15 protein-coding genes are annotated in these 18,737 nt (G+C 68.1%); 3 read left to right on the forward strand and 12 right to left on the reverse strand.

From position 1 onward, the window contains the following. Nucleotide 1: 1 nt before the first annotated feature. From PSR88_RS12515 to PSR88_RS12530, 4 genes are all read right to left on the reverse strand, one after another. Entirely contained in the window at nt 2-802 is an 801-nt protein-coding gene (locus tag PSR88_RS12515; RefSeq protein WP_016882568.1) for a mycofactocin-coupled SDR family oxidoreductase, read from the reverse strand. A 13-nt stretch (nt 803-815) separates the two neighbouring features. Beyond that, complete coding sequence (locus PSR88_RS12520; protein ID WP_011595210.1) at nt 816-1,070, reverse strand: hypothetical protein; 255 nt, start codon at nt 1,068-1,070, stop codon at nt 816-818. Next, on the reverse strand, nt 1,071-2,738 hold the full coding sequence (locus PSR88_RS12525) for an FAD-binding protein (RefSeq protein WP_016882567.1): 1,668 nt from the start codon (nt 2,736-2,738) through the stop codon (nt 1,071-1,073). 143 nt (nt 2,739-2,881) lie between these two features. Then, the gene (locus tag PSR88_RS12530) at nt 2,882-3,400 is read right to left on the reverse strand and encodes a flavin reductase family protein (RefSeq protein WP_009475170.1); all 519 of its coding nucleotides are present in this window, start codon (nt 3,398-3,400) and stop codon (nt 2,882-2,884) included. Between the two features lie 129 nt (nt 3,401-3,529). Between PSR88_RS12530 and PSR88_RS12535 the strand changes: the two genes are divergently transcribed. Then, a complete protein-coding gene (locus PSR88_RS12535; protein ID WP_011595212.1) occupies nt 3,530-4,267 on the forward strand; it encodes a PadR family transcriptional regulator in 738 nt (245 codons plus the stop codon). On the opposite strand, the gene PSR88_RS12540 is transcribed toward PSR88_RS12535, so the two are convergent. The 5 genes from PSR88_RS12540 to PSR88_RS12560 form a co-directional block, all read right to left on the reverse strand. Continuing rightward, nucleotides 4,264-5,217, reverse strand: coding sequence for an alpha/beta hydrolase (locus PSR88_RS12540; protein WP_016882566.1), 954 nt, complete (start codon nt 5,215-5,217; stop codon nt 4,264-4,266). The genes PSR88_RS12535 and PSR88_RS12540 overlap by 4 nt on opposite strands. Nucleotides 5,218-5,237: 20 nt before the next feature. Beyond that, entirely contained in the window at nt 5,238-6,029 is a 792-nt protein-coding gene (locus PSR88_RS12545; protein ID WP_007297613.1) for an IclR family transcriptional regulator, read from the reverse strand. Between the two features lie 170 nt (nt 6,030-6,199). Then, the gene (bphC, locus tag PSR88_RS12550) at nt 6,200-7,105 is read right to left on the reverse strand and encodes a biphenyl-2,3-diol 1,2-dioxygenase (RefSeq protein WP_016882565.1); all 906 of its coding nucleotides are present in this window, start codon (nt 7,103-7,105) and stop codon (nt 6,200-6,202) included. A 37-nt stretch (nt 7,106-7,142) separates the two neighbouring features. Beyond that, nucleotides 7,143-8,324, reverse strand: a complete 1,182-nt coding sequence (locus tag PSR88_RS12555; protein ID WP_009475174.1) for an acyl-CoA dehydrogenase family protein — start codon at nt 8,322-8,324, stop codon at nt 7,143-7,145. A gap of 28 nt (nt 8,325-8,352) precedes the next feature. Continuing rightward, nucleotides 8,353-9,513 (reverse strand): Rieske 2Fe-2S domain-containing protein, encoded by a 1,161-nt coding sequence (locus PSR88_RS12560; RefSeq protein ID WP_016882564.1) that lies wholly within the window; start codon nt 9,511-9,513, stop codon nt 8,353-8,355. A gap of 226 nt (nt 9,514-9,739) precedes the next feature. Here PSR88_RS12560 and PSR88_RS12565 point away from each other — a divergent pair, with 226 nt between their 5' ends. Further along, a complete protein-coding gene (locus tag PSR88_RS12565; protein WP_011595217.1) occupies nt 9,740-10,246 on the forward strand; it encodes a hypothetical protein in 507 nt (168 codons plus the stop codon). 74 nt (nt 10,247-10,320) lie between these two features. On the opposite strand, the gene PSR88_RS12570 is transcribed toward PSR88_RS12565, so the two are convergent. The 3 genes from PSR88_RS12570 to PSR88_RS12580 form a co-directional block, all read right to left on the reverse strand. After that, nucleotides 10,321-11,943: a flavin-containing monooxygenase gene (locus PSR88_RS12570; RefSeq protein WP_029539178.1), complete on the reverse strand. Its 1,623-nt coding sequence runs from the start codon at nt 11,941-11,943 to the stop codon at nt 10,321-10,323. A gap of 155 nt (nt 11,944-12,098) precedes the next feature. Continuing rightward, nucleotides 12,099-12,875, reverse strand: coding sequence for an RsiV family protein (locus PSR88_RS12575; protein ID WP_011595219.1), 777 nt, complete (start codon nt 12,873-12,875; stop codon nt 12,099-12,101). A gap of 31 nt (nt 12,876-12,906) precedes the next feature. Beyond that, entirely contained in the window at nt 12,907-17,445 is a 4,539-nt protein-coding gene (locus PSR88_RS12580) for a non-ribosomal peptide synthetase (protein ID WP_016882563.1), read from the reverse strand. A 199-nt stretch (nt 17,446-17,644) separates the two neighbouring features. Here PSR88_RS12580 and PSR88_RS12585 point away from each other — a divergent pair, with 199 nt between their 5' ends. Next, nucleotides 17,645-18,628, forward strand: a complete 984-nt coding sequence (locus tag PSR88_RS12585) for an LLM class F420-dependent oxidoreductase (RefSeq protein ID WP_011595221.1) — start codon at nt 17,645-17,647, stop codon at nt 18,626-18,628. Nucleotides 18,629-18,737 lie beyond the last annotated feature (109 nt).

Below are 18,737 nucleotides of genomic sequence, written 5' to 3' on the forward strand. Positions count from 1 at the left end.
TCTACACCTTCTGGGTCAGTCCGGCGTCGACCACGAGTTGTGTGCCGGTGATGTATCGCGATTCGTCCGAGGCCAGGAACAACAGCGCATTGCTGACGTCCCGCGAGTCCAGCCACGGAACGGGCAGCATGTGGTTCGCCGCGAGGACGGGGACGACGTCGTCCCGGGTCGGATTCGCGAGGTCCGGCCGCAGCCGTGCCATCGTCTCCGGGTTCAAGGTCATGCGGGTGCCGACGGCGCCGGGGTGCAGCACGTTGACCCGGATGAACTGCGGGCCGAGTTCGTTGGCGAGGGTCCGGGCCAACCCGACCACCGCGGTCTTGGACGCCGAATAGTGGGCGGCCCCGGCCACCGCCTTGATTCCGGCGGTCGAACTGACGATCACGACGGAACCGCCGCCGTCCCGCATCGCCGGGACCGCGGCCTTCGCCGTGTTCCACACACCGGTGAGGTTGACGTCGAGCGATCGGTGCCACACCGCGTCGTCGATCGTCCACGCCGCGCCGGGGTTGTCGCAGACACCCGCGTTCGCGACGACGACGTCGAGAGGGCCCAGTTCCGCGACTCCGGCGTCGACGGCCGCGCACAACGCCGCCGGGTCGCGCACATCGGCGTGCGCGAGCACCGCCCGCCGGCCGAGTTCACCGACCAGCCTTCCGGTTTCGGCGAGATCCGCCTCGGCCGACGGCAGATCGACGACGACGACGTCGGTGCCCTCCTCCGCGAGCCGGACCGCGTGACTGCGTCCCATGCCGTTCCCGGCACCGGTGATGAAGGCGACCTTGCCTGCCATCCGTGACATCGGTTTGTCCCTTCTAGTCCAGGCGGCCGGGAGTCGGGTAGCTGCGCAGGGAGAGCCCCACCCGCCCGTCCTCCACCGCGTCGTCGATCGAGCCGCGCAGCGCGCCGCAGGTGGGGACGAACATCGAGTGCTCCCCCTCCTGCGCACGCCGGGCGAACTCCGGGCAGGTCTGCTCGGCGTCGTCCAGCCACTGCACGCTCGTGTGCGCCTCGCTGTATTTCTCCACGAGCACCGCGTTACCGCAGCGCCGGCATTCGACCGGAAGCACTCAACTCACCGCCCCGGCTGCATGCCGAGCGCCGACCCAGCCGAACACCATCGCGGGACCGATCGTCGCGCCCGCCCCGGCGTAGTCGTTGCCCATCACGGACGCCGACGTGTTGCCGGTGGCGTAGAGGCCGGGGATCGGTTCGCCGCTGCTGCGGCACACCTGGCTGTGCTCGTTGCAGACGAGCCCGCCCTTGGTGCCGAGGTCGCCGGCTTCCATCCGCACCGCGTAGTACGGGGCCTTCTCCACCTCGTCCATGGTCGGGTTGGGCAGTCGCGGGTCGCCGTAGTACCGGTCGTAGGCACTGTCGCCGCGGCCGAAGTCGGCGTCGACCCCCGCCCGCGCGAATCCGTTGAACCGGGCGATCTCCGCGGTCAGCGACTCCGCGGGAACGCCCATCTTCTGCGCGAGTTCGCCAAGGGTTGCGGCGCGCTGCATCAGCCCCGTCTCGAACCATTCCGCGGGGAACTTCTGCCCGGGCATCACACCACCGAACTGGTAGCGGCTCTTGGCCTTCGAGTCGAACACGAACCACACCGGGTCGTGGCCCCCGGCGATCTGGTCGTGAACGAACGACACGTACGGGGACGCCTCGTTGGTGAACCTCTTGCCGTTCTGGTCGACGATCAGCGACGGCGGAATCGACCGCTCCGATACCAGGACGTGCATGATGCCGTCCGGCCGCCGGAACGACGGCATCCACCAGGCGTCGTCCATCAGATCGACGGCCGCGCCGACCTGCTCGCCGGCGACGATTCCGTCTCCGGTGTTGTCGGGTGAGCCGGCGCTGTAGTTGTCCTTGCCGCCTTCCCGGAGGTACCGCTTGCGCATCTCCTTGCTCTGCTCGAATCCGCCGGTGGCCACCATGACGCCGCGGCGGGCACGGATGCGCAGTTCCCGTCCCCCGGACTCGACGACCGCGCCCGTGACAGCTCCGGATTGGTTCGTGACCAGACCCTTCAGCGGGGAGTTCAGCCACAGCGGAACCCCGGCCTCCTGGAGCGTGAGCCGCAGCCGGCCGACGAGGGCCTGCCCCAGAGTCTCCATCCGCCTGCGCCGCAGCATCGCCACGACCGAACGCCAGCCGACACCCAGCGCGGTCCTGCGTCCGGCCCAGGTGCGGAAGAACATGTTGAGGTGGCGGAATTCGGTGGACGTCATGTACAGCCCACCCGGCATCGCGAGGGAGTTCGGCCGCTGCAGGTCGCCGTCGGCACCGAGCTGGTTCATGTCGAACGGCAACGGTTCGACCGTCCGCCCCTTCGGCCGTCCGCCCACGTTCTCGGGGTGGTAGTCGGAATAGTCCTCGCACCAGGAGAACCGGAGATGCGGGCAGTTCTGTTCGAAGAACCTCATCATGGCCGGGCCCTGCTCGATGTACGCGTCGAGGCGTTCGGCCGGCACGCTGTCGCCGACGATCGACTCCAGGTACTTCCGGACGTCGCCGGGGTCGTCGGCGCGGCCTTCACGGACGAGGATCGGCGAGTTGGGAATCCACAGGGCGCCACCCGACAGTGCCGTCGAACCGCCGTACACCCCGGACTTTTCGACGACGAGGGTGTCGAGCCCTCGCTCGGCCCCGGCGAGGGCGGCGGTCATTCCACCGGCACCGCTGCCGATCACCAGGAGATCTACCTCCCGGTCCCAGTTCTGCTCGTCTACGCTCATCGTGCACACCTTCCGAAGTGGTCTCGATCACACCCTGCCGGTGTCAATTGCTTTTTCCCACAGCCCTTCCCGCGGAGCGGGAGAAAGCGGCGCCGCCGCCGGGCGGGAGAAAGCGGCGCCGCCGCCGGGCGGGAGAAGAGCGGCTACGTGGCCGCGGTGAAGATGCCGAGTCCGCCGCGGTACACCAGGAGCGGCGGCGCATCCCTGAGCACGTCCAGGCCGGTGACGCGCGCGACGACGATGGTGTGGTCACCGGCGTCGTGCTCGAATTCGACGGTGGCCTGCACCCGGGCCAGCACGCCATCGAGCGCCGGGGCACCGTTGCGGGCGTGCGACCACCCGACGTCGGCGAACTTGTCGGCACCGCTGGTCGCGAACGTCCCGCACACGTCGCGCTGGTCGTGGGCGAGGACGTTGACGCAGATGTGTTCGCTCGCGCGCAGTCGCGGCCAGCTGGTCGACGTCCGTGCGGGGCTGAACGACACGTACGGCGGGTCCAGCGACAGCGACACGAAGGACTGGCAGGTGAAGCCGTGGGGGCTCTCGCCGTCGTGCGCGGTGATCACCGTGACGCCGGTGCAGAAGTGCCCGAGCACGGACCTGAGCTCGGCGGGGTCGATGCGTCGTGCCGTCGGCGGCACGGGTTCTTCGGTTCGGGTCATCGTGTCTCCTCGGATCGACGGGTTGCGTTCAGCCTGGCCGCGGCGCCTGCCCGCGGGGAATGCCCCGTCCCGCCCAGCGGCAGGGTTTCGCGTGTCCGGCGGTCGGCGCACGGTTGATAGGCTCGGGAAATGCCATCGTCCGACCCCACACAGAGCTCCGGGTTCGCCGGCCTCCGATCGACGAGCTGGCCGGTACTCGGCATCCTGTCGTTCGGCGAGGAACTGTCCGGTTACGACCTGAAGAAGTGGGCGTCGTACAGTGTGCGTTTCTTCTACTGGAGCCCGTCCTTCAGCCAGGTGTATTCGGAGCTGAAGAAGCTGGAAGACCTGGGATACGTGACGTCCCGGACCGTCGTGGACGACGAGGCACGGGTGAAACCCAAGCGCCTGTACAAGATCACGGACGCGGGCATGGCCGTCATGCGCAGCTGGGCGCGGGAGGCGCCGATCGATCCGCCCGTCCTCAAGCACGGCGTGATGCTGCGCATGTGGCTCGGTCACCTCACCGAGCCGGAGCAGCTCAAAGATGCCCTGAAGGAGCACATCTCGTACGTGGAGGGGATGAGCAGGCAGGCCGCGCTCGACGCCCGCGATTCCGACGTCGAACCCACGTGGGCGTTCGCGCACATGGTCAACAAGTGGTCCGAGCGGTACTACGCCGCCGAGAGCGAGCTCGCGAAGCAGATGCTCGCCGACATCGACGAGGCAGTCGAGCGTATGCACGGTGAAGGGACGCCGGAACATCCCGGTGTGCCGAAACCGACCGCATCACATTCGATCCGGCGCTCCCGCGAGGCGCAGAAGGAGTACCAGGCCGCAATGAAGGCGGCTCAGGACGCGGACGACGAGGCCGAGCGCGAAGACTAGTCGACCGGAGTCGACGCCGGTTCGGCCACCAGAGTCCGGAGCCGAGGCCACAGCTCCCGCCGCGCGGTCTGCGCCGCGGCCATCGCGTCGATCGTCAAGAATCCGTGGAACATTCCCTCGACCCGCCGGCACTGCACGGGAACACCGGCGTCGGCGAGCGCCCCGGCATACTTCTCCCCCTCGTACCGGAGGGGATCGCGTTCGGCGGTGATCACGATCGCGGGTGGGAGCCCGCCGAGGTCCTCGGCCCGGACCGGGGCGGCATAGGCGGGTACGGTCTCGCGGTGGGTGGGCAGATACTGATCCCAATACCATTGCATCGCAGAACGGGTGAGGAAATGATCCTCCGCGAACAGCTCGTAGGACTCGGTGTCGAAGACCGGTTCGATGACGGGGTAGATCAGTAGCTGTCCGGCGACGGCGGGGGCCTCCCGGTCCCGGGCCATCAGCGCCGCGACCGCCGCGAGGTTGCCCCCACTGCTGTCGCCGGCGACGAGAAGACGGTCCGGATCGCCGCCGAACTCACGGGCGTGCCGCGCGACCCAGCACGTCGCGGTGTAGGCGTCGTCCGCTGCGGCGGGCCACTGCGATTCCGGGGCGAGTCGATAGTCGACGGAGACGACGACGGCGCCGATCCCGTTGCACATCGCGCGGCAGAAGCCGTCGTGGCTGTCGAGGTCGCAGATCACGAACCCGCCGCCGTGAAAGAAGACGACGACGGGCAGGGATTCCGCGCGATGCCCTGCCGGCAAATAGATCCGCACGGCAATCGGTCCGGCATCGCCGCGGATCTCCCGGTCGCACACACTACCGACCGGCTCGGGGTCGGCGACGGCCTTGCGTCCCGCCCTCGTCGCTGCCCGCGCCTGCGCGCCCGTCATGGTCTCCACCCGGGGGAAGTTCTCGTTCAGTCCCCGGAGGATGGTTTCGGCCTGCTCGTCGAGCGGCATTCGTGCTCCTTCGTCCCGCCTCAGGCGGAGTATCGGTCGGCCCGTCCGGCGGCCGGCGTCGCGGTCGACATGTAGTTGCGCCAGGTGCCCTTGGCGGACATGCGGATCGGCGCGGTCAGGCGGTGATCGAGCTTGATCTGGCTGCTCGGACCGCACACGGAGATGGCCGCGACCACGTTGTCCTCGGTGCCCACCGGCACGGCGACGCAGCTGACGCCCACGAGATCCTCTTCCCGGTCGTACGCCGCTCCGCGTTCCCGGGTCTTCTGCAACTCGGCACGGAATGCCGCGGGCGAGTCGATGCTGAATCGTGTGCTGCGGGGCAGACCCGCTTCGACGACGCGGTCGACCACGGACTCGGGCGAGTGGGCCAGCAGCACCTTGCCGACGCTCGTACAGTGCGCGGGTTGGCGGCCGCCGACGCGGGACGGCAACCCGACCCCGAACCGTCCGGCGATCTTCTCCAGGTACACGACATCGATCCCCTCGAGCACCGCGAGGTGCACGGCGTGCCCGGTGAGCCGGTGGAGTTCGTGCAGGAACGGCAGGGCGGCCCGGTGCAGACGGTCCTGGTGCACGGCCAGCGACCCGAGTTCGAACAGCCGCATGCCGAGTTCGTAGTCCCGGCCTTCCCGGCGGAGCCACCGCAGCTGGACGAGACGTTCGAGCATCCGGTGCGCGGAGGAGCGCGGAAGCCCCGTGCGGCGCACGATCTGCGCGAGCGTGAGCCTGCCCGGGCCGTCGAAGGCGTCGAGGAGAAGGGCGGCGCGATCGAGGCCGGCGGTGGGGGTGGGGCTGAGTGTCGTCGTCATGGGGACCTCCGTAGCGGCGCTGCTCGGTGCGGCGACGCGGTGTGTGACTGGCGACACTTACTATAAATAGGCATATGCCTATTTGCAATAGTGGTGCCTGAACGACCCCGAACAGCCCAAAGGCCCGGTACACGCATCGAGTGGATACGCACACCGGGCCCGGACACCCCTTACATGGCCGCCAGCGGCTCGCTTCCGGACCAGTCGTGGCCCCAGTAGCTGTCGGCGGTGATCTCCTCCGCGGAGTAGTACTTCTCGTCCACCTTCATGCCCTCGGTGCCGAACTCGATGTCCCATCCGCCGGGGGCACGCACGTAGAACGACACCATCTTGTCGTTCGTGTGGCGGCCGAGGGTCGAGGAGACGGAGAACCCGTCCTTGACGACGCGGTCGAGCGCCTGCCCGACGGCGTCGAGCGTGTCGACCTCCACCATGATGTGCACCAGACCCGGCGCCCCGCCGTGCGGTGCGGGGCACAGGGCCAGGCTGTGGTGCCGCTCGTTGACACCCAGGAAGCGCACCCGCATCGGACCGAACTCCGGCGGTGCCGGGATGCGGAAGGCGCCGCGGGGCAGGAAGCCGAGCACCTCGGTGTAGAAGTCGAACGCCCCGCTGAAATCCATCACCGGCAGCACCACGTGGCCGAGACCCTGCGCCCCCGTCACGAACTTCGCGCCGAACGGGGTCACCACCGGGCTGTGGTCGAGGACGGCGCCGTGGAAGATCTCGATCGTCGCACCGGTCGGATCCTGGAACGTGACGACCTCTTCGACGCGGCGGGCGTCGGCCTCTTCCACCGACAACGGTTTGACGGCGATCCCGGCACCCTCGACCGCCTCCTGGACGCGGACCAGGCCCGCATGATCGCGGACCTCCCACCCGATGGTGACGACCTCGTCCGTCTCGCCCGGCACGATCACGATGCGGGCCGCGCGCTCGTCCATGCGGAGGTACAGGGCGTCCTCGTCCGGGCCCGATCCCTCGGCGAATCCGAGCACGTCGAACGCGAACGTGCGCCACCGCTCCAGGTCGTTGGTCTGGATCTTGACGTAGCCAAGCCCCTTGATGTCTGTCATGTGTTGTCCTTCTGCTGTTTTCGAGGTCCGACGGCGGTCAGATCATCGACTTGAGGTTGTCGGCCGGGTCGAGGCCGAGGGAGCTGAGCGCCGAGGCGTGGTAGACGGTGCTCGGCACGTGGATGGCGTGCGCCAGGCCGGCGTGCGCGTCCCGCCAGTACCGCTGCAGCGGCTTGTCCATGCGCAGCGCGTTGCCGCCGGAGCGGGCGAAGATCTGGTCGACGGCGGTGACCGCACGCCACGCGGCACGCACCTGCGTCCGGCGCCCGGCCGCACGGTCCTCGAACGTGACTTCTCTGCCCGATTCGACGAGGTCCCAGATCCTGTCGACGTTGGCGAGCAGTTCCTGGCGTGCGGCGTTGATGTCGGCGGCGGCCTCGCCCACGGCGAACAGGACGTAGGGGTCGTCCTTGATCGCGGTGCCCTGCGCGCCGACGCGGTCGCGCTGGTAGTCGAGGTGAGCGGCCAAGGCGCCCTCGGCGATTCCCACCACGGCGGAGGAGATCCCGAGCGGGAACATCGTCGACCACGGCATGTTGTACAGCGTCTCGGTGCGCCCGAACTTCTGCACCGCGGTGCCGTTCATGACCTCGTCGGCGTCCATCACCCGGTAGTCGGGGACGAACGCGTTCCGGACGATGATGTCCTTGGAACCGGTGCCCTTGAGCCCGACGACGTTCCACGAGTCCTCGACGATCTCGTAGTCGCTGCGCGGCAGGATCATGTGCAGCATCTTCGGCGGCAGGGCCATGGCGCCGTCCTTGTCGCCGAGCATCGCGCCGAGGAAGATCCAGTCGCAGTGATCGGTTCCCGACGAGAACTGCCAGCGTCCAGTGAAGAGGTAGCCGCCGTCGACCGGGGTCGCGATCCCGGTCGGCGCGTACGGCGAGGCCATCCAGGTGTCGTTGTCGGCCGCCCACACCTCGTCCTGCACCTTCGGGTCGGCGAACGCCAGCTGCCAGGGGTGCACGCCGACGATGCCGCACACCCAACCGGTCGCCGGGTCGAGGGACGCCGCGGCCATCACCGTCTCCGCGAACTCGCGCGGATGAGCCTCGTAGCCGCCGAACTTGCCGGGCTGGAGGAGCTTGATCGGCCCGGCCTCGCGGAGCTTCTTCGCCGTGTCGTCGGGCAGCCGGCCGATCCGCTCGGCCTCGGGCGCCTGATCGCGGAGCTGATCCGCGATCGCCATGATGTTGTCGAGAACCTCGTGGGTCATCTGTCGTGTCCTTCTTCTCGGAGCCGGCTCAGGCGTTGGTGTCGAGCGGCACGACGCCGTTGGCGAGGTTGTCGGCAACCTCCGCCTCCCAGCTCTGCACCGCCCTGGTGGTGTCGATCTCGAATTCGAAGCGCTTGGTCATGTCGTCGGTGATGTCCTCGACGTCCACGTAGAACTGCTGGTACCAGCGACGCAGCTGGTACACCGGCCCGTCCTCCTCCGACAGCAGCGGGTTGTCGATGCGCGACTTGTTGAGCCAGATGTCGACGTCCTGCTTGAATCCGAGTTCCACGCCCTCGGCGAACTGCGCCGCCATGCCGTTCGCCACCTCGTCGGACAGCCCCTCGGGCTTCTTCACCATGGCGCCCCACTGCAGGACGAACGAATTCGCGGTGACCGGGTAGTGGCAGTTGATCAGCACCGTCTCGATCATCATGCCGTTCGCTTCGCTCCACAGCTTGTCGATCATGTAGGACGGGCCGAAGTACGACGCGTCCGAGCGCAGCGTCGAATTGGGGTCGTCGTAACTGGTGCCCACCGAGATGTCGTGGCGGGGCGTCGACTGCATGTACTGGGTGGCCACGTGCCCTTCGAAGACGTTCTTGAAGTAGCGCGGGAACGAGAAGTGGACGTAGTAGAAGTGCGCCATGTCGACCACGTTGTCGACGATCTCGCGGCAGTGCGAGCCCTCGACGAGCAGCGAATTCCAGGTCCAGTCGGTCCATTCCGGGGAGCCGAATCCCTCGATCTCGGGGATCGTCACGTCGGCGGGCGGCGGGTTGCCCTGCGGGTCGTTCCAGACGTAGAGCTGCCCGTTGCGCTCGATGGTCGTCCAGGCCCGGGTCCGCGCCAGCGGCGGGACACGTCGCGCATACGGGATTCCCGTGCACTTGCCGTTGCCGCCCCAGCGCCAGTCGTGGAACGGGCAGGCGATGGAGTCGCCCTTCACGGTGCCGTGCGCCAGGTTGCCACCCATGTGGCGGCAGTAGGCGTCGAGCACACTGAGGGTCCCGTCGGACGTCTCGAACACCACCAGCGACGTCCCGAACGCATCGATCTGATGCGGGGTGCCGTCCCTGAAGGTCTTCGCCAGACCCAGGCAATGCCACCCCCGCGCGAAACGCGTTGGTGCCGATCCCACTTCGATCATCCGGACTTCGTCGCCGTCAACGGCACTGTTGCGCGCCATGTCTACCTCCGCCTCGCTGTACGTCAAGAACACCCTCGGGGTGTGGTGTAGCTCATAGTCGGCGTACGCGGTCGGCTGCGGTACCCGACTCTCCCACTCAGCGAGAGGCTTTCGTATCCACGCCTCGGAGCGGAAGTTCGGCGTCCCGATCACAGGGACCACACCCCCCGTTTACGGGCCGCGGCGACTACCGTCCGGATCACATACCCGGAAATTGGGAGGAACGATGGCCGCACTCATCTCTTCGCAGCCGTACACAGCGGAGGTTCGCCGGCTCTGCGCCGACGCCGTTCCGAGCGGGGTGGTCGTCGCACCCGAGCCGGGGGCGGCCGTCGAGCACGACTTCCTCCTGCTGCGACCGCACCGGACCTCACACGACGCCCTGTCCCCGCAGGTCCGGAGGGTGGGCGACCACGACCTGCTCGTCCGCTTCCGCAACCGCGACGAGCAGCTGGTCTTCGAGTTCTGGACGAACAGCTTCACCGGAACTCCGACGTCCGACGACCAGTCGGTGGACCTGCTGGAGCGCTACTGCGCCGAGCAGTTCCCAGGGACTCTCCGCAGGTTCCGCACCCGCATCCGGCAGGCCGTGCCGTCCGGGGCAGACTTCTCCGCGTCGCTGCGGCAGACGTACGTCCAGGACGGCGCACGCATGGCGGACGTCACCGTCACGTGCACACGGGGCGATGCCGTGCTCGCTCAGGCGTGGGCCACGTACGCGCTGCCCGACTGAGCTCGACCTCGTTCTCCCACGAATTGGTCAGCCGCGCAGGCAATTGCCTGCGCGGCTGACCATCGTCTGTGAAACTATCCCACCGGGTCGGCCAGCCTCGTCCGGGACCGGCTGAACTCGAAACCGCGGAACCCCTCCTCGGCGACGTCCGCGCAGATCCGCCCGTACGCGCCGAAGCCCCCGAGGTACGGCATGAACACGCGGGGCTTGCCCGGGATGTTCGCGCCCATGTACCAGGAGTTCGCCAAGGGGAACAGGGTCTGCGCGGCAAGGTCGCGGCAGTGCTCCACCCACTGCTCGGTGGCGGGGACGGACGCCTCGATCGCGTCGTAGTCCTTCTCCCACAGGTGCTCGATGCAGTCCGCGATCCAGTCGACGTGCTGTTCGGCGCCGAGCACCATGTTCGCCAGCACCGACGGGCTTCCCGGCCCCGTCACGACGAACAGGTTCGGGAACCCCGGAACACCCAGACCGAGATAGGTTTTCGGCCCCTCACTCCAGTACTCGGAAAGCGGCACACCGCCGCGTCCGACGATCCGCATGCGGTCGAGGGCGCCGGTCATGGCATCGAATCCGGTGGCGAACACCAGCGTGTCGAGGGCGTAGTCGGCGTCGGCGGTGGTGATCCCCGACGGGGTGATCGATTCGATCGGCGCCGCCTTCAGATCCACCAGGGTGACATTCGGCCGGTTGTACGTTTCGAAATAGTGGGTGTCGGTGACGATCCGCTTGGTCCCGATGGGGTGATCGTTCGGGATCAGCTTGTCCGCGACGGCGGGGTCGTCGACGAGCAGGCGGATCTTTTCCTCGGCGAACTCGCGTGCCGTCGCGTTCGCGGCCTCGGTCTTCGTCTGGTCCGGAAAGGTTTTCGCGAACAGCACCCCGCCGAGCTTCCACCGCGTTTCGTAGGCCTCGCGACGTTCCTCGTCGGAGACGTCCAGCGCCGACTTCGGGTGGGCGTTGTACGGCGAGCCGCCACCGCTTTCCCTGGACAGCCTCCGGCGCTCCTCGTAACCCGCCTTGATCGCGCGCCGCATCTCGTCGTCCCACGCCTGGTTGCCCGCCGGGACGCTGTAGTTGGCGCTGCGCTGGAACACGTACAGGTGTTCGGCCTGCTCGGCGATGAGGGGAATCGACTGAATTCCCGAGGAACCGGTGCCGATGATCCCGACCCGCCTGCCGGTGAAGTCGACACCCTCGTGCGGCCACTGACCGGTGTGATGGGTGTCCCCGGTGAACGATTCACGGCCGGCGATGTTCGGCATGTTCGCGGTGGACAGCGCACCGGTCGCGAAGATGCAGTACCGGGCGGACAGGACGTCGCCGCGGTCGGTGCGTACCTCCCACCGCAGCGACTCCTCGTCCAGTTCCGCCGAGGTCACCCGGGTGCCGAACAGGAAACGGTCGCGCAGGTCGAACCGGTCCGCGACATGATTGATGTACGCCAGGATCTCGGGCTGGGTGGCGTACTTCTCGCTCCAGTCCCACTCCTGCTCGAGTTCCCGCGAGAACGAGTACGAATAGTCGACGCTTTCCACGTCGCACCGGGCGCCGGGATAGCGGTTCCAGAACCACGTTCCGCCGACGCCTCCCGCCGCCTCCACACCCTGGACGGTCAGACCCAGGCTCCGCAACTTGTGGACGGCGTACAGTCCCGCGAATCCCGCGCCGACGACAACCGCGTCCACGTCGCCGATCCGATTCGCACGAGCATCAACTTCGGTGCGTGCACTCACGGGCGCGCTCCTCTCCCATTCGACAGACACATTCGGCAGCAAAGGCCTGTCTGGGACGGTAGGTCGCGGCACCGGGGCAGCCACAGGTTCGTTCCCGGTGAGCGGTCGGGCGGCGCCTAGCTCGACACGACGGGAGCGAGAGCGGGGTCGATCACGTCGGCCAGGGCGTCCCACGGCACGGTGACGGTGACGAGTCCGATCGCGTGCGGTCCCACCTGGTAGTCGTTGAAATGAATCTCCATGCCTGCCGGGGTGGCAAGCCAGTTCGCGAAGTTCGCCTCGGTCGGCTCGATGCCGCTGCGCTCGAAGTCCGCTCCGGCGACCGTCGTGGGGAGCAGGCGCGCGGATTCGTCCGACAGCGTCTGCAGTCCCGCCGGCAGGTCGGGGAAGAGATCGCCGAGCGTGATCGGCGCGGCAGTATCGGCATTCACCACCACCGTCGCGACGATCGGTGTCGGATGCGCACCGGGTGGGTCCGCGTTCCACGACGTCACCAGCAGCCCACTGATCACGTGCTCGCCGATGTGCGCGACGCTGTGCTCCTGGCTGCTCAGCGTGAAGGCGTCGGTGCCCCAGCCGTCGATCTGGTCCTGGAGTGCGGCGCGCATCGATTCGTTGAACTCGGCGGTGACGGCCGGATTTCCACCCTCGATCTGTGGGATGAGCACGTCGTAGCCGACGCGGCCGGTGGAACCCGTGACCTGCAACTCGGTCTCCGTGTAGGGCAGGCCCGCGGACGTGGTCGCCTCGGTGCCGGGCGTGTCCGCGGCGGTGACGGTCGTCGTTGTCGACGGCTCGCTCACCGCGGTGCCCGTCTGGTCGGAGCAGGCGGCCGAGGCGAGGACGACCGCAACGAGCGCCGCTGCCCGACTACATCTCCGGATGCCGCTCATGAGCTATCTCTACCACGTCGATTCCCCGGGGTCACCTACCGATCGGGTCGACGATGGTGTGCAGCGTGTCGACGAAACCCTGTGCGGTGGACGCGTCGTAGAGGTCGGCGGAATACACCAGTTCGGCATCGATTCCGGCGGGCCTCCCGTCGACGTCGTGACGTTCGGTGAAGTGGAAGTGCAGATCGCACTTGGCGATGTCGAGTGGACGGGGTGTGACCTCGAAGTCGAGCCCGGACACGTTCAGGGCCGCGGGAGCGAAGTTGTTCAGCGACAACGCAACCTGGAACAGCGGGTGCAGGGACGGCGACCTCGGCGGGTCGAGTACCTGGACGAGTCGCTCGAATTGCACGTCGGCATTCGCCAGAGCCCGAAGCTCCACGCCGCGTGATCGATCGACGATGTCGCACAGCGTCATCGTCGGGTCCACCCGGGTTCGCAGAACCAGCGTGTTGACGAACATTCCCACCACGTCGTCGAGCGCCGAGTCTCCCCGGCCGGCGATCGGAGTTCCGATCGCGATGTCGGGGTCGCCGCTGACGCGGGCGAGCAGTACCGCCACTGCCGACCTGAGCGCCGTGAACAGGCTGGCGTGGTGCTCGTGCGTTGTGGCGAGCAGGCCTCGGTGCGCATGCTCGTCGAGGGAGAACGGAAGTCGTCCCGCTCGGTAGGTCCACCGGTGCGGCCTGGGGCGATCGGTGGGCAGCGCGAGCTCCCCCCGAAGTCCCGACAGCTCCTTCGTCCAGTGGGCGATCTGCCGGGACGCGACACTGCCCGGGTCGGCCTCGTCACCGAGCAATGCCCGGCGCCACACGGTGTAGTCGGCGTAGTGCACGATCGGCGGCTCCCACACGGGCTCACTGCCGTTCGCCCGGGCACGGTAGGAGTCGGCGAGATCTCGTGCCAATGGTGCAAGCGACCAGCCGTCGACGGCGATGTGGTGGATGACGCAGGCCAGAAGGTGGTCGCCGTCGCCGATCCGGAACAGCCGGGCGCGCAGCGGAGGCTCGCGCCGCACGTCGAATCCTGCGGACAGCAGTTCCGACGTCTGCGCCGCCACGTCCGCGCCGCCGGACTCCACCGGAGTCAGGTCGGGCAACACATCGGCCACGTCGAGCACACGCTGGTACGGCCCCGACGGCGAGTCGGGAAACACCGTTCGCAACGAGCGGTGCCGGTGCAGGACGTCCGCCATCGCCGAGCTCAGGGCGTCGACGTCGAATGCGCCGCGTACTCGTACCGTGAACGGGATGTTGTGGAGAGCGCGTTCCCCTCTGGCGCGGTCGATGAAGTACTGCGACGGGGACAGCGGCACCCGGTCCGGCAGTGGTGCGGCGCCCAACTTCGGTCCGCCGGACCGCCCCGCGCTCTGCGGGCGTGCCCCGGCGTCCGCGATCGTCCGCGCGAGCGCCGCGACCGTCGGTGCATCGAAGAGTTCGCGCACGCCCAGCGTGGTTCCCAGCTCGGCGTTGATCGTCGCGACCACCCGGATGGCCGACAGCGAATCGCCGCTGAGATCGAAGAAGGAATCGTCGGCGCCGACCGTATCCACGCCGAGTACCGCGGCGAACACCCGCGCGACGCGGCGCTCGGCCGGGGTCTCGGGGTCACGATGAGGCACCGAAACCGAGCCGAACTCCGGCAGCGGGAGCGCCGCCCGGTCGAGCTTCCCCGTCGGTGTCAACGGGATCGAGTTCACGAGCATGATCGATTTCGGAACCATGTAGTCCGGCAGCAATCGTGCCAGGTGCGCCTTCAACATTTCGCGATCGATCGACGCGTCCCCCTCGGCCATGATGTAGGACACCAGGGTCGGATCTCCGGCCGAATTCCGTTGCACCACCGTCGCGGCGAAGGCGACGCCCGGATGCGCGTTCAGCGTGGCGTTGATCTCGCCCAGCTCGACACGGAAACCTCGGATCTTGATCTGGTCGTCCGCCCTGTCCAGAAACTCGAGCGTTCCTGCCGCCGTCCACCGCACCACGTCCCCGGTGCGGAACATCCGGGAGCCGCTGCGGCCGAACGGGTCGGCGACGAACCGGGACGCGGTCATCCCGGGGCGCCGATGGTAGCCCCGGGCGAGTGCCGGGGTGGCGAGGTAGAGCTCACCGACAGCACCCGGCGGAAGCGGGCGTAGACGGTGATCCAGAACCACCGCGTCCACGCCCCGCATGAGCGAGCCGATCGTCATCCGCTCGTCCGGTGACAGCGGATCCGTGAGAGTGACACTGCACGTCGTCTCCGTCGGACCGTACGCGTTCCGCATGGTCCGGCCACCGGCCCACCGCCGCGCCAGCTCCTGCGGACACGCCTCCCCTCCGACCAGCACCAACTCCAATTCGTCCAGGACGCAGGAGTCGACGGCGGCCAGGGCGGACGGCGTCATCAGGAGGTGGGTGACGTGTTCGTCACGCAACAGCCGTGACAGTTCCTCGCCGCCGAACACCCCGGGTGGGGTCACGACGAGCGTCGCGCCGCCGACACAGGCCGCGAGCACTTCGACGAGCGCGGTGTCGAAGCTCGGCGAGGCGAAATGCAGGACACGCGAACGCGCGGACACCGCGTACTTGTCCCGAATCTCCTGGGCGAGGTTGGCAAGGCCGCGATGGGTGACGACGACGCCCTTCGGCGCCCCCGTCGACCCGGACGTGTAGATCAGATACGCGGGATGGTCCACGAGCAGCGGACGGGTCCGTTCCGCATCCGGGAGGGCTTCTTCACAGAGGTTTTCGAGGTCGTCGATATCCGTGGTCAACCATGCGACGGTGCCGGGCAGTCGGGCGCGCTCTGTGCGGACGGTCAGCCCGACTGTCGCACCGCAATCGTCCAGTGCGTACGCGATGCGAGCGCTCGGGTGCGAGGGATCGATCGGAACGTAGGCCGCGCCGGCCTTCGCGACGGCCCACAACGCCAGCACCGACTCGAGCGACCGCGGGATGGAGACCGCGACGATGCTCTCGGGTCCGATGCCCCGGCCGGTCAGGAGCCGGGCGAGCCGGCAGGCGAGCCGGTCCAGGTCACCGTAGGACAGTTCGCGGCCGCGGTCGCGGATCGCGATCGCCTCCGGGTGGTCGGCGACGGTCCCCGCGAGGAGACGGTCGAGTGTGATCGGGTCGGCATCCGGAAGTCCCTGCGCGGGAGCGAATTCTCCGCGCTCGCCGGCGAGGAAGACGTCGAGGTCGGCGACCGGTCGTTCCGACTCGACCGATGCGGTGAACCTGTCGAGGTAGGCGAGGAAACGCGCATGATGTCCGGTCAGTTCGGCGTGGTCGTACAGTGCCGGATTTCCCTCGAAGTCGATGCGGGCGGCACTGCCCTCGGCCCCGGGATAGATGTTGACGGCGAGGTCCGCGACGGGACCGGTGGTGAGTACCCGAACCGTCCCGTTCACGGAGCCGAGCGTGATCTTCTTCGTGAACATCATGACGTTGACCACCGGACCGAAATGCAGGAGTTCGACACCGCCAGTGGCGAGGTCCCGGCCGATGTCCTCGCGGCGGTAGCGTTGATGCCGCAGTGCCGCTGTCAACGCCGTCTCGGCGGTTCCGACCGCCTGACGGACGGTGGCAGAGCCGATTCCCTTCAGCCGCAACGGAATCACATTGGAGACCGAACCGCCCGAATACCTGAGGCGGGCCGTCGTTCTCGCCGACACCGGAAGCGACAGGACCACGTCGTCGACGCCGGTCATCCTGGCGAGGTACGAGGCGAAGGCGGCGACCGTCACCGCCGTCGAATTCCGTGAGCTCCCGCTCGGGCTCGTGTGCCCGGTCGCCGTCCGGGCGTCGATGTCCGGTCGCGCCGTGCGACCGCTGAGACTGAGGACCGACGCCAGGTCGCCGCCGGAGTCGCGCCAGTAGTCGCGGTCCCGGGCGAACCGGGTCGAGGCACGGTAGGTCGCGTCCTCCCGCACGAGACGTTCCGGCCCCACGATCCGGCTGTCCGGCGGCTCCCTGCCCTCGGTGGCGGCGACATACAGTTCGGCCGTGCGGCTCATCAGCATCATCGCGGCGTACCCGTCCGACACGATGTGGTGAGCGCGGGAGTACCAGTAGTAGTGATCGTCGCCCAGCTGCAGAATGCGCGAGACGAGGAGCGGTCCGTCGTACATGTCGGTGCGAGCGCTCCGGTCGTTCCGCATCCAGCGGTGGGCAGCGTCCACGGGATCGTCCTCGCCGCGAAGGTCCGTGGTGGGCACCCGGTCGTCGACGGTCGGGTCCACGACCTGATGCGGCTGCCCGTCGATGTCCACCAGGCGCACCGCTCCCCAGCCGAATTCGCGATTCGCGCGCCGGGTGGCTTCAGACAGAACGGCAAGGTCGACCGGACCGCGCAGATCGACGTAGTGGGCGATGACGTACGGAATCTCCGGCGTGAGCTGTTGCGCGAACCAGATGGATCTCTGCGCCGCGGTCAGCGGGAAGGCGCCCACGGCCGCTCGCGCCGGGCGCGCCGGGCGCCCGAGTGGGCGTTCCACGATGGCGACGTCGGGCCGGACAGGTGCGGGCCTTTCCGGGCAGGCGCACGCCGTGCCGCCGGATTGCTGCTGCGAATCGAAATCGAAATTCATCTTTCCCCCTCAGGCTGCGCTCTGCACTCCATCACCCCACTGCGCAGAGTCGTCGCGGATGTCGGATCGGCGACTGCTATGGCACCAACCATCAGCCTCCTCGCCCCACACCGCCTTCACCAGGCACCCCAGGGTGCGCACCCGCCTACCCTCGAATTTGGGGAGGTGCCCGCGCCGCCATCCGAGTAGCGTCGAACGGGTGACTATTCGCCTTGGATACCAGATGCCGAATTTCAGTTACTCCACCCCCGTCGCGGACCTGTTCCCGACCGTTATCGCGCAGGCCCGTGAGGCCGAATCCGCGGGCTTCGACACCGCGTTCGTGATGGACCACTTCTATCAACTGCCGGGCATCGGTGCGCCCGACGAACCGATGCTCGAGGCGTATACCGCCCTCGGCGCCCTCGCCACGGCCACCGACAACATCCAGCTGTCCGCACTGGTCACCGGCAACACCTACCGCAACCCGCCCATGCTCGCCAAGGCGGTGACCACCCTGGACGTCGCCAGCGGCGGGCGGGCCGTCCTCGGAATCGGCGCCGGCTGGTTCGAACTCGAGCACACGCAGTACGGATACGAGTTCGGAACGTTCACCGACCGATTCGAACGGCTCGAGGAGGCACTGCAGATCATTGCGCCGATGCTGCACGGCGAACGTCCGACGTTCGACGGCAAGTGGTATCACGTCGAGAACGCGATCAACGAGCCGCGGATCCGCGACGACCTGCCGATCATGCTGGGAGGTGGCGGTGAGAAGAAGACGTTCGGGCTCGCCGCCCGGTTCGCGGACCATCTGAACATCATCTGCAACGCCCGCGAACTGCCGCGCAAGCTCGAGGCTCTCGATACCCGGTGCTCGGAGATCGGTCGCGACCGGTCCACGCTGGAGACCAGCTACCTGGCCTTCGTCATCATCGACGAGGACGGCGACCGCGCCCGGCAGCTCCAGCACGAGTTCCTGCTCACGCAGGGCGTCGACCTGTCGACGGCGTCGGACGAGGAACGCGCCGCCGCCACCGACCGGCAGTTCTGCGGTGCCCCCGACGAGGTGGCCGAACAGCTGAAGACCCGTGTCCTCGACGCGGGAATCGACGGCATCGTCCTCAACCTCGTCGCCAACGGGCACGAACCCGGCATCGTCGAACTCACCGGGCGCACGTTGCGTCCCCTGGTCGACGCCTGACCGCTCCGGCCGCCCGGAATACGCGCACTACCTCTGCGGTTACACCCAGAGGTAGTGCGTGAGGCTGACCTCTCGCGCCTGTTCTTGGTGACGAAAGGTAACGAATCTC

Source organism: Rhodococcus sp. DK176 (assembly GCF_038447315.2).
Taxonomy (GTDB): Bacteria; Actinomycetota; Actinomycetes; order Mycobacteriales; family Mycobacteriaceae; genus Rhodococcus_F; species Rhodococcus_F jostii_A.

What these genes read in the sequence shown, in the direction of transcription:
- PSR88_RS12515 (WP_016882568.1), bottom strand. Translation starts at nt 802, where the DNA reads ATGTCACGGATGGCAGGCAAGGTCGCCTTCATCACCGGTGCCGGGAAC.
- PSR88_RS12525 (WP_016882567.1), bottom strand. Translation starts at nt 2,738, where the DNA reads ATGAGCGTAGACGAGCAGAACTGGGACCGGGAGGTAGATCTCCTGGTG.
- PSR88_RS12530 (WP_009475170.1), bottom strand. Translation starts at nt 3,400, where the DNA reads ATGACCCGAACCGAAGAACCCGTGCCGCCGACGGCACGACGCATCGAC.
- PSR88_RS12535 (WP_011595212.1), top strand. Translation starts at nt 3,530, where the DNA reads ATGCCATCGTCCGACCCCACACAGAGCTCCGGGTTCGCCGGCCTCCGA.
- PSR88_RS12540 (WP_016882566.1), bottom strand. Translation starts at nt 5,217, where the DNA reads ATGCCGCTCGACGAGCAGGCCGAAACCATCCTCCGGGGACTGAACGAG.
- PSR88_RS12545 (WP_007297613.1), bottom strand. Translation starts at nt 6,029, where the DNA reads ATGACGACGACACTCAGCCCCACCCCCACCGCCGGCCTCGATCGCGCC.
- bphC (WP_016882565.1), bottom strand. Translation starts at nt 7,105, where the DNA reads ATGACAGACATCAAGGGGCTTGGCTACGTCAAGATCCAGACCAACGAC.
- PSR88_RS12555 (WP_009475174.1), bottom strand. Translation starts at nt 8,324, where the DNA reads ATGACCCACGAGGTTCTCGACAACATCATGGCGATCGCGGATCAGCTC.
- PSR88_RS12560 (WP_016882564.1), bottom strand. Translation starts at nt 9,513, where the DNA reads ATGGCGCGCAACAGTGCCGTTGACGGCGACGAAGTCCGGATGATCGAA.
- PSR88_RS12565 (WP_011595217.1), top strand. Translation starts at nt 9,740, where the DNA reads ATGGCCGCACTCATCTCTTCGCAGCCGTACACAGCGGAGGTTCGCCGG.
- PSR88_RS12575 (WP_011595219.1), bottom strand. Translation starts at nt 12,875, where the DNA reads ATGAGCGGCATCCGGAGATGTAGTCGGGCAGCGGCGCTCGTTGCGGTC.
- PSR88_RS12580 (WP_016882563.1), bottom strand. Translation starts at nt 17,445, where the DNA reads ATGAATTTCGATTTCGATTCGCAGCAGCAATCCGGCGGCACGGCGTGC.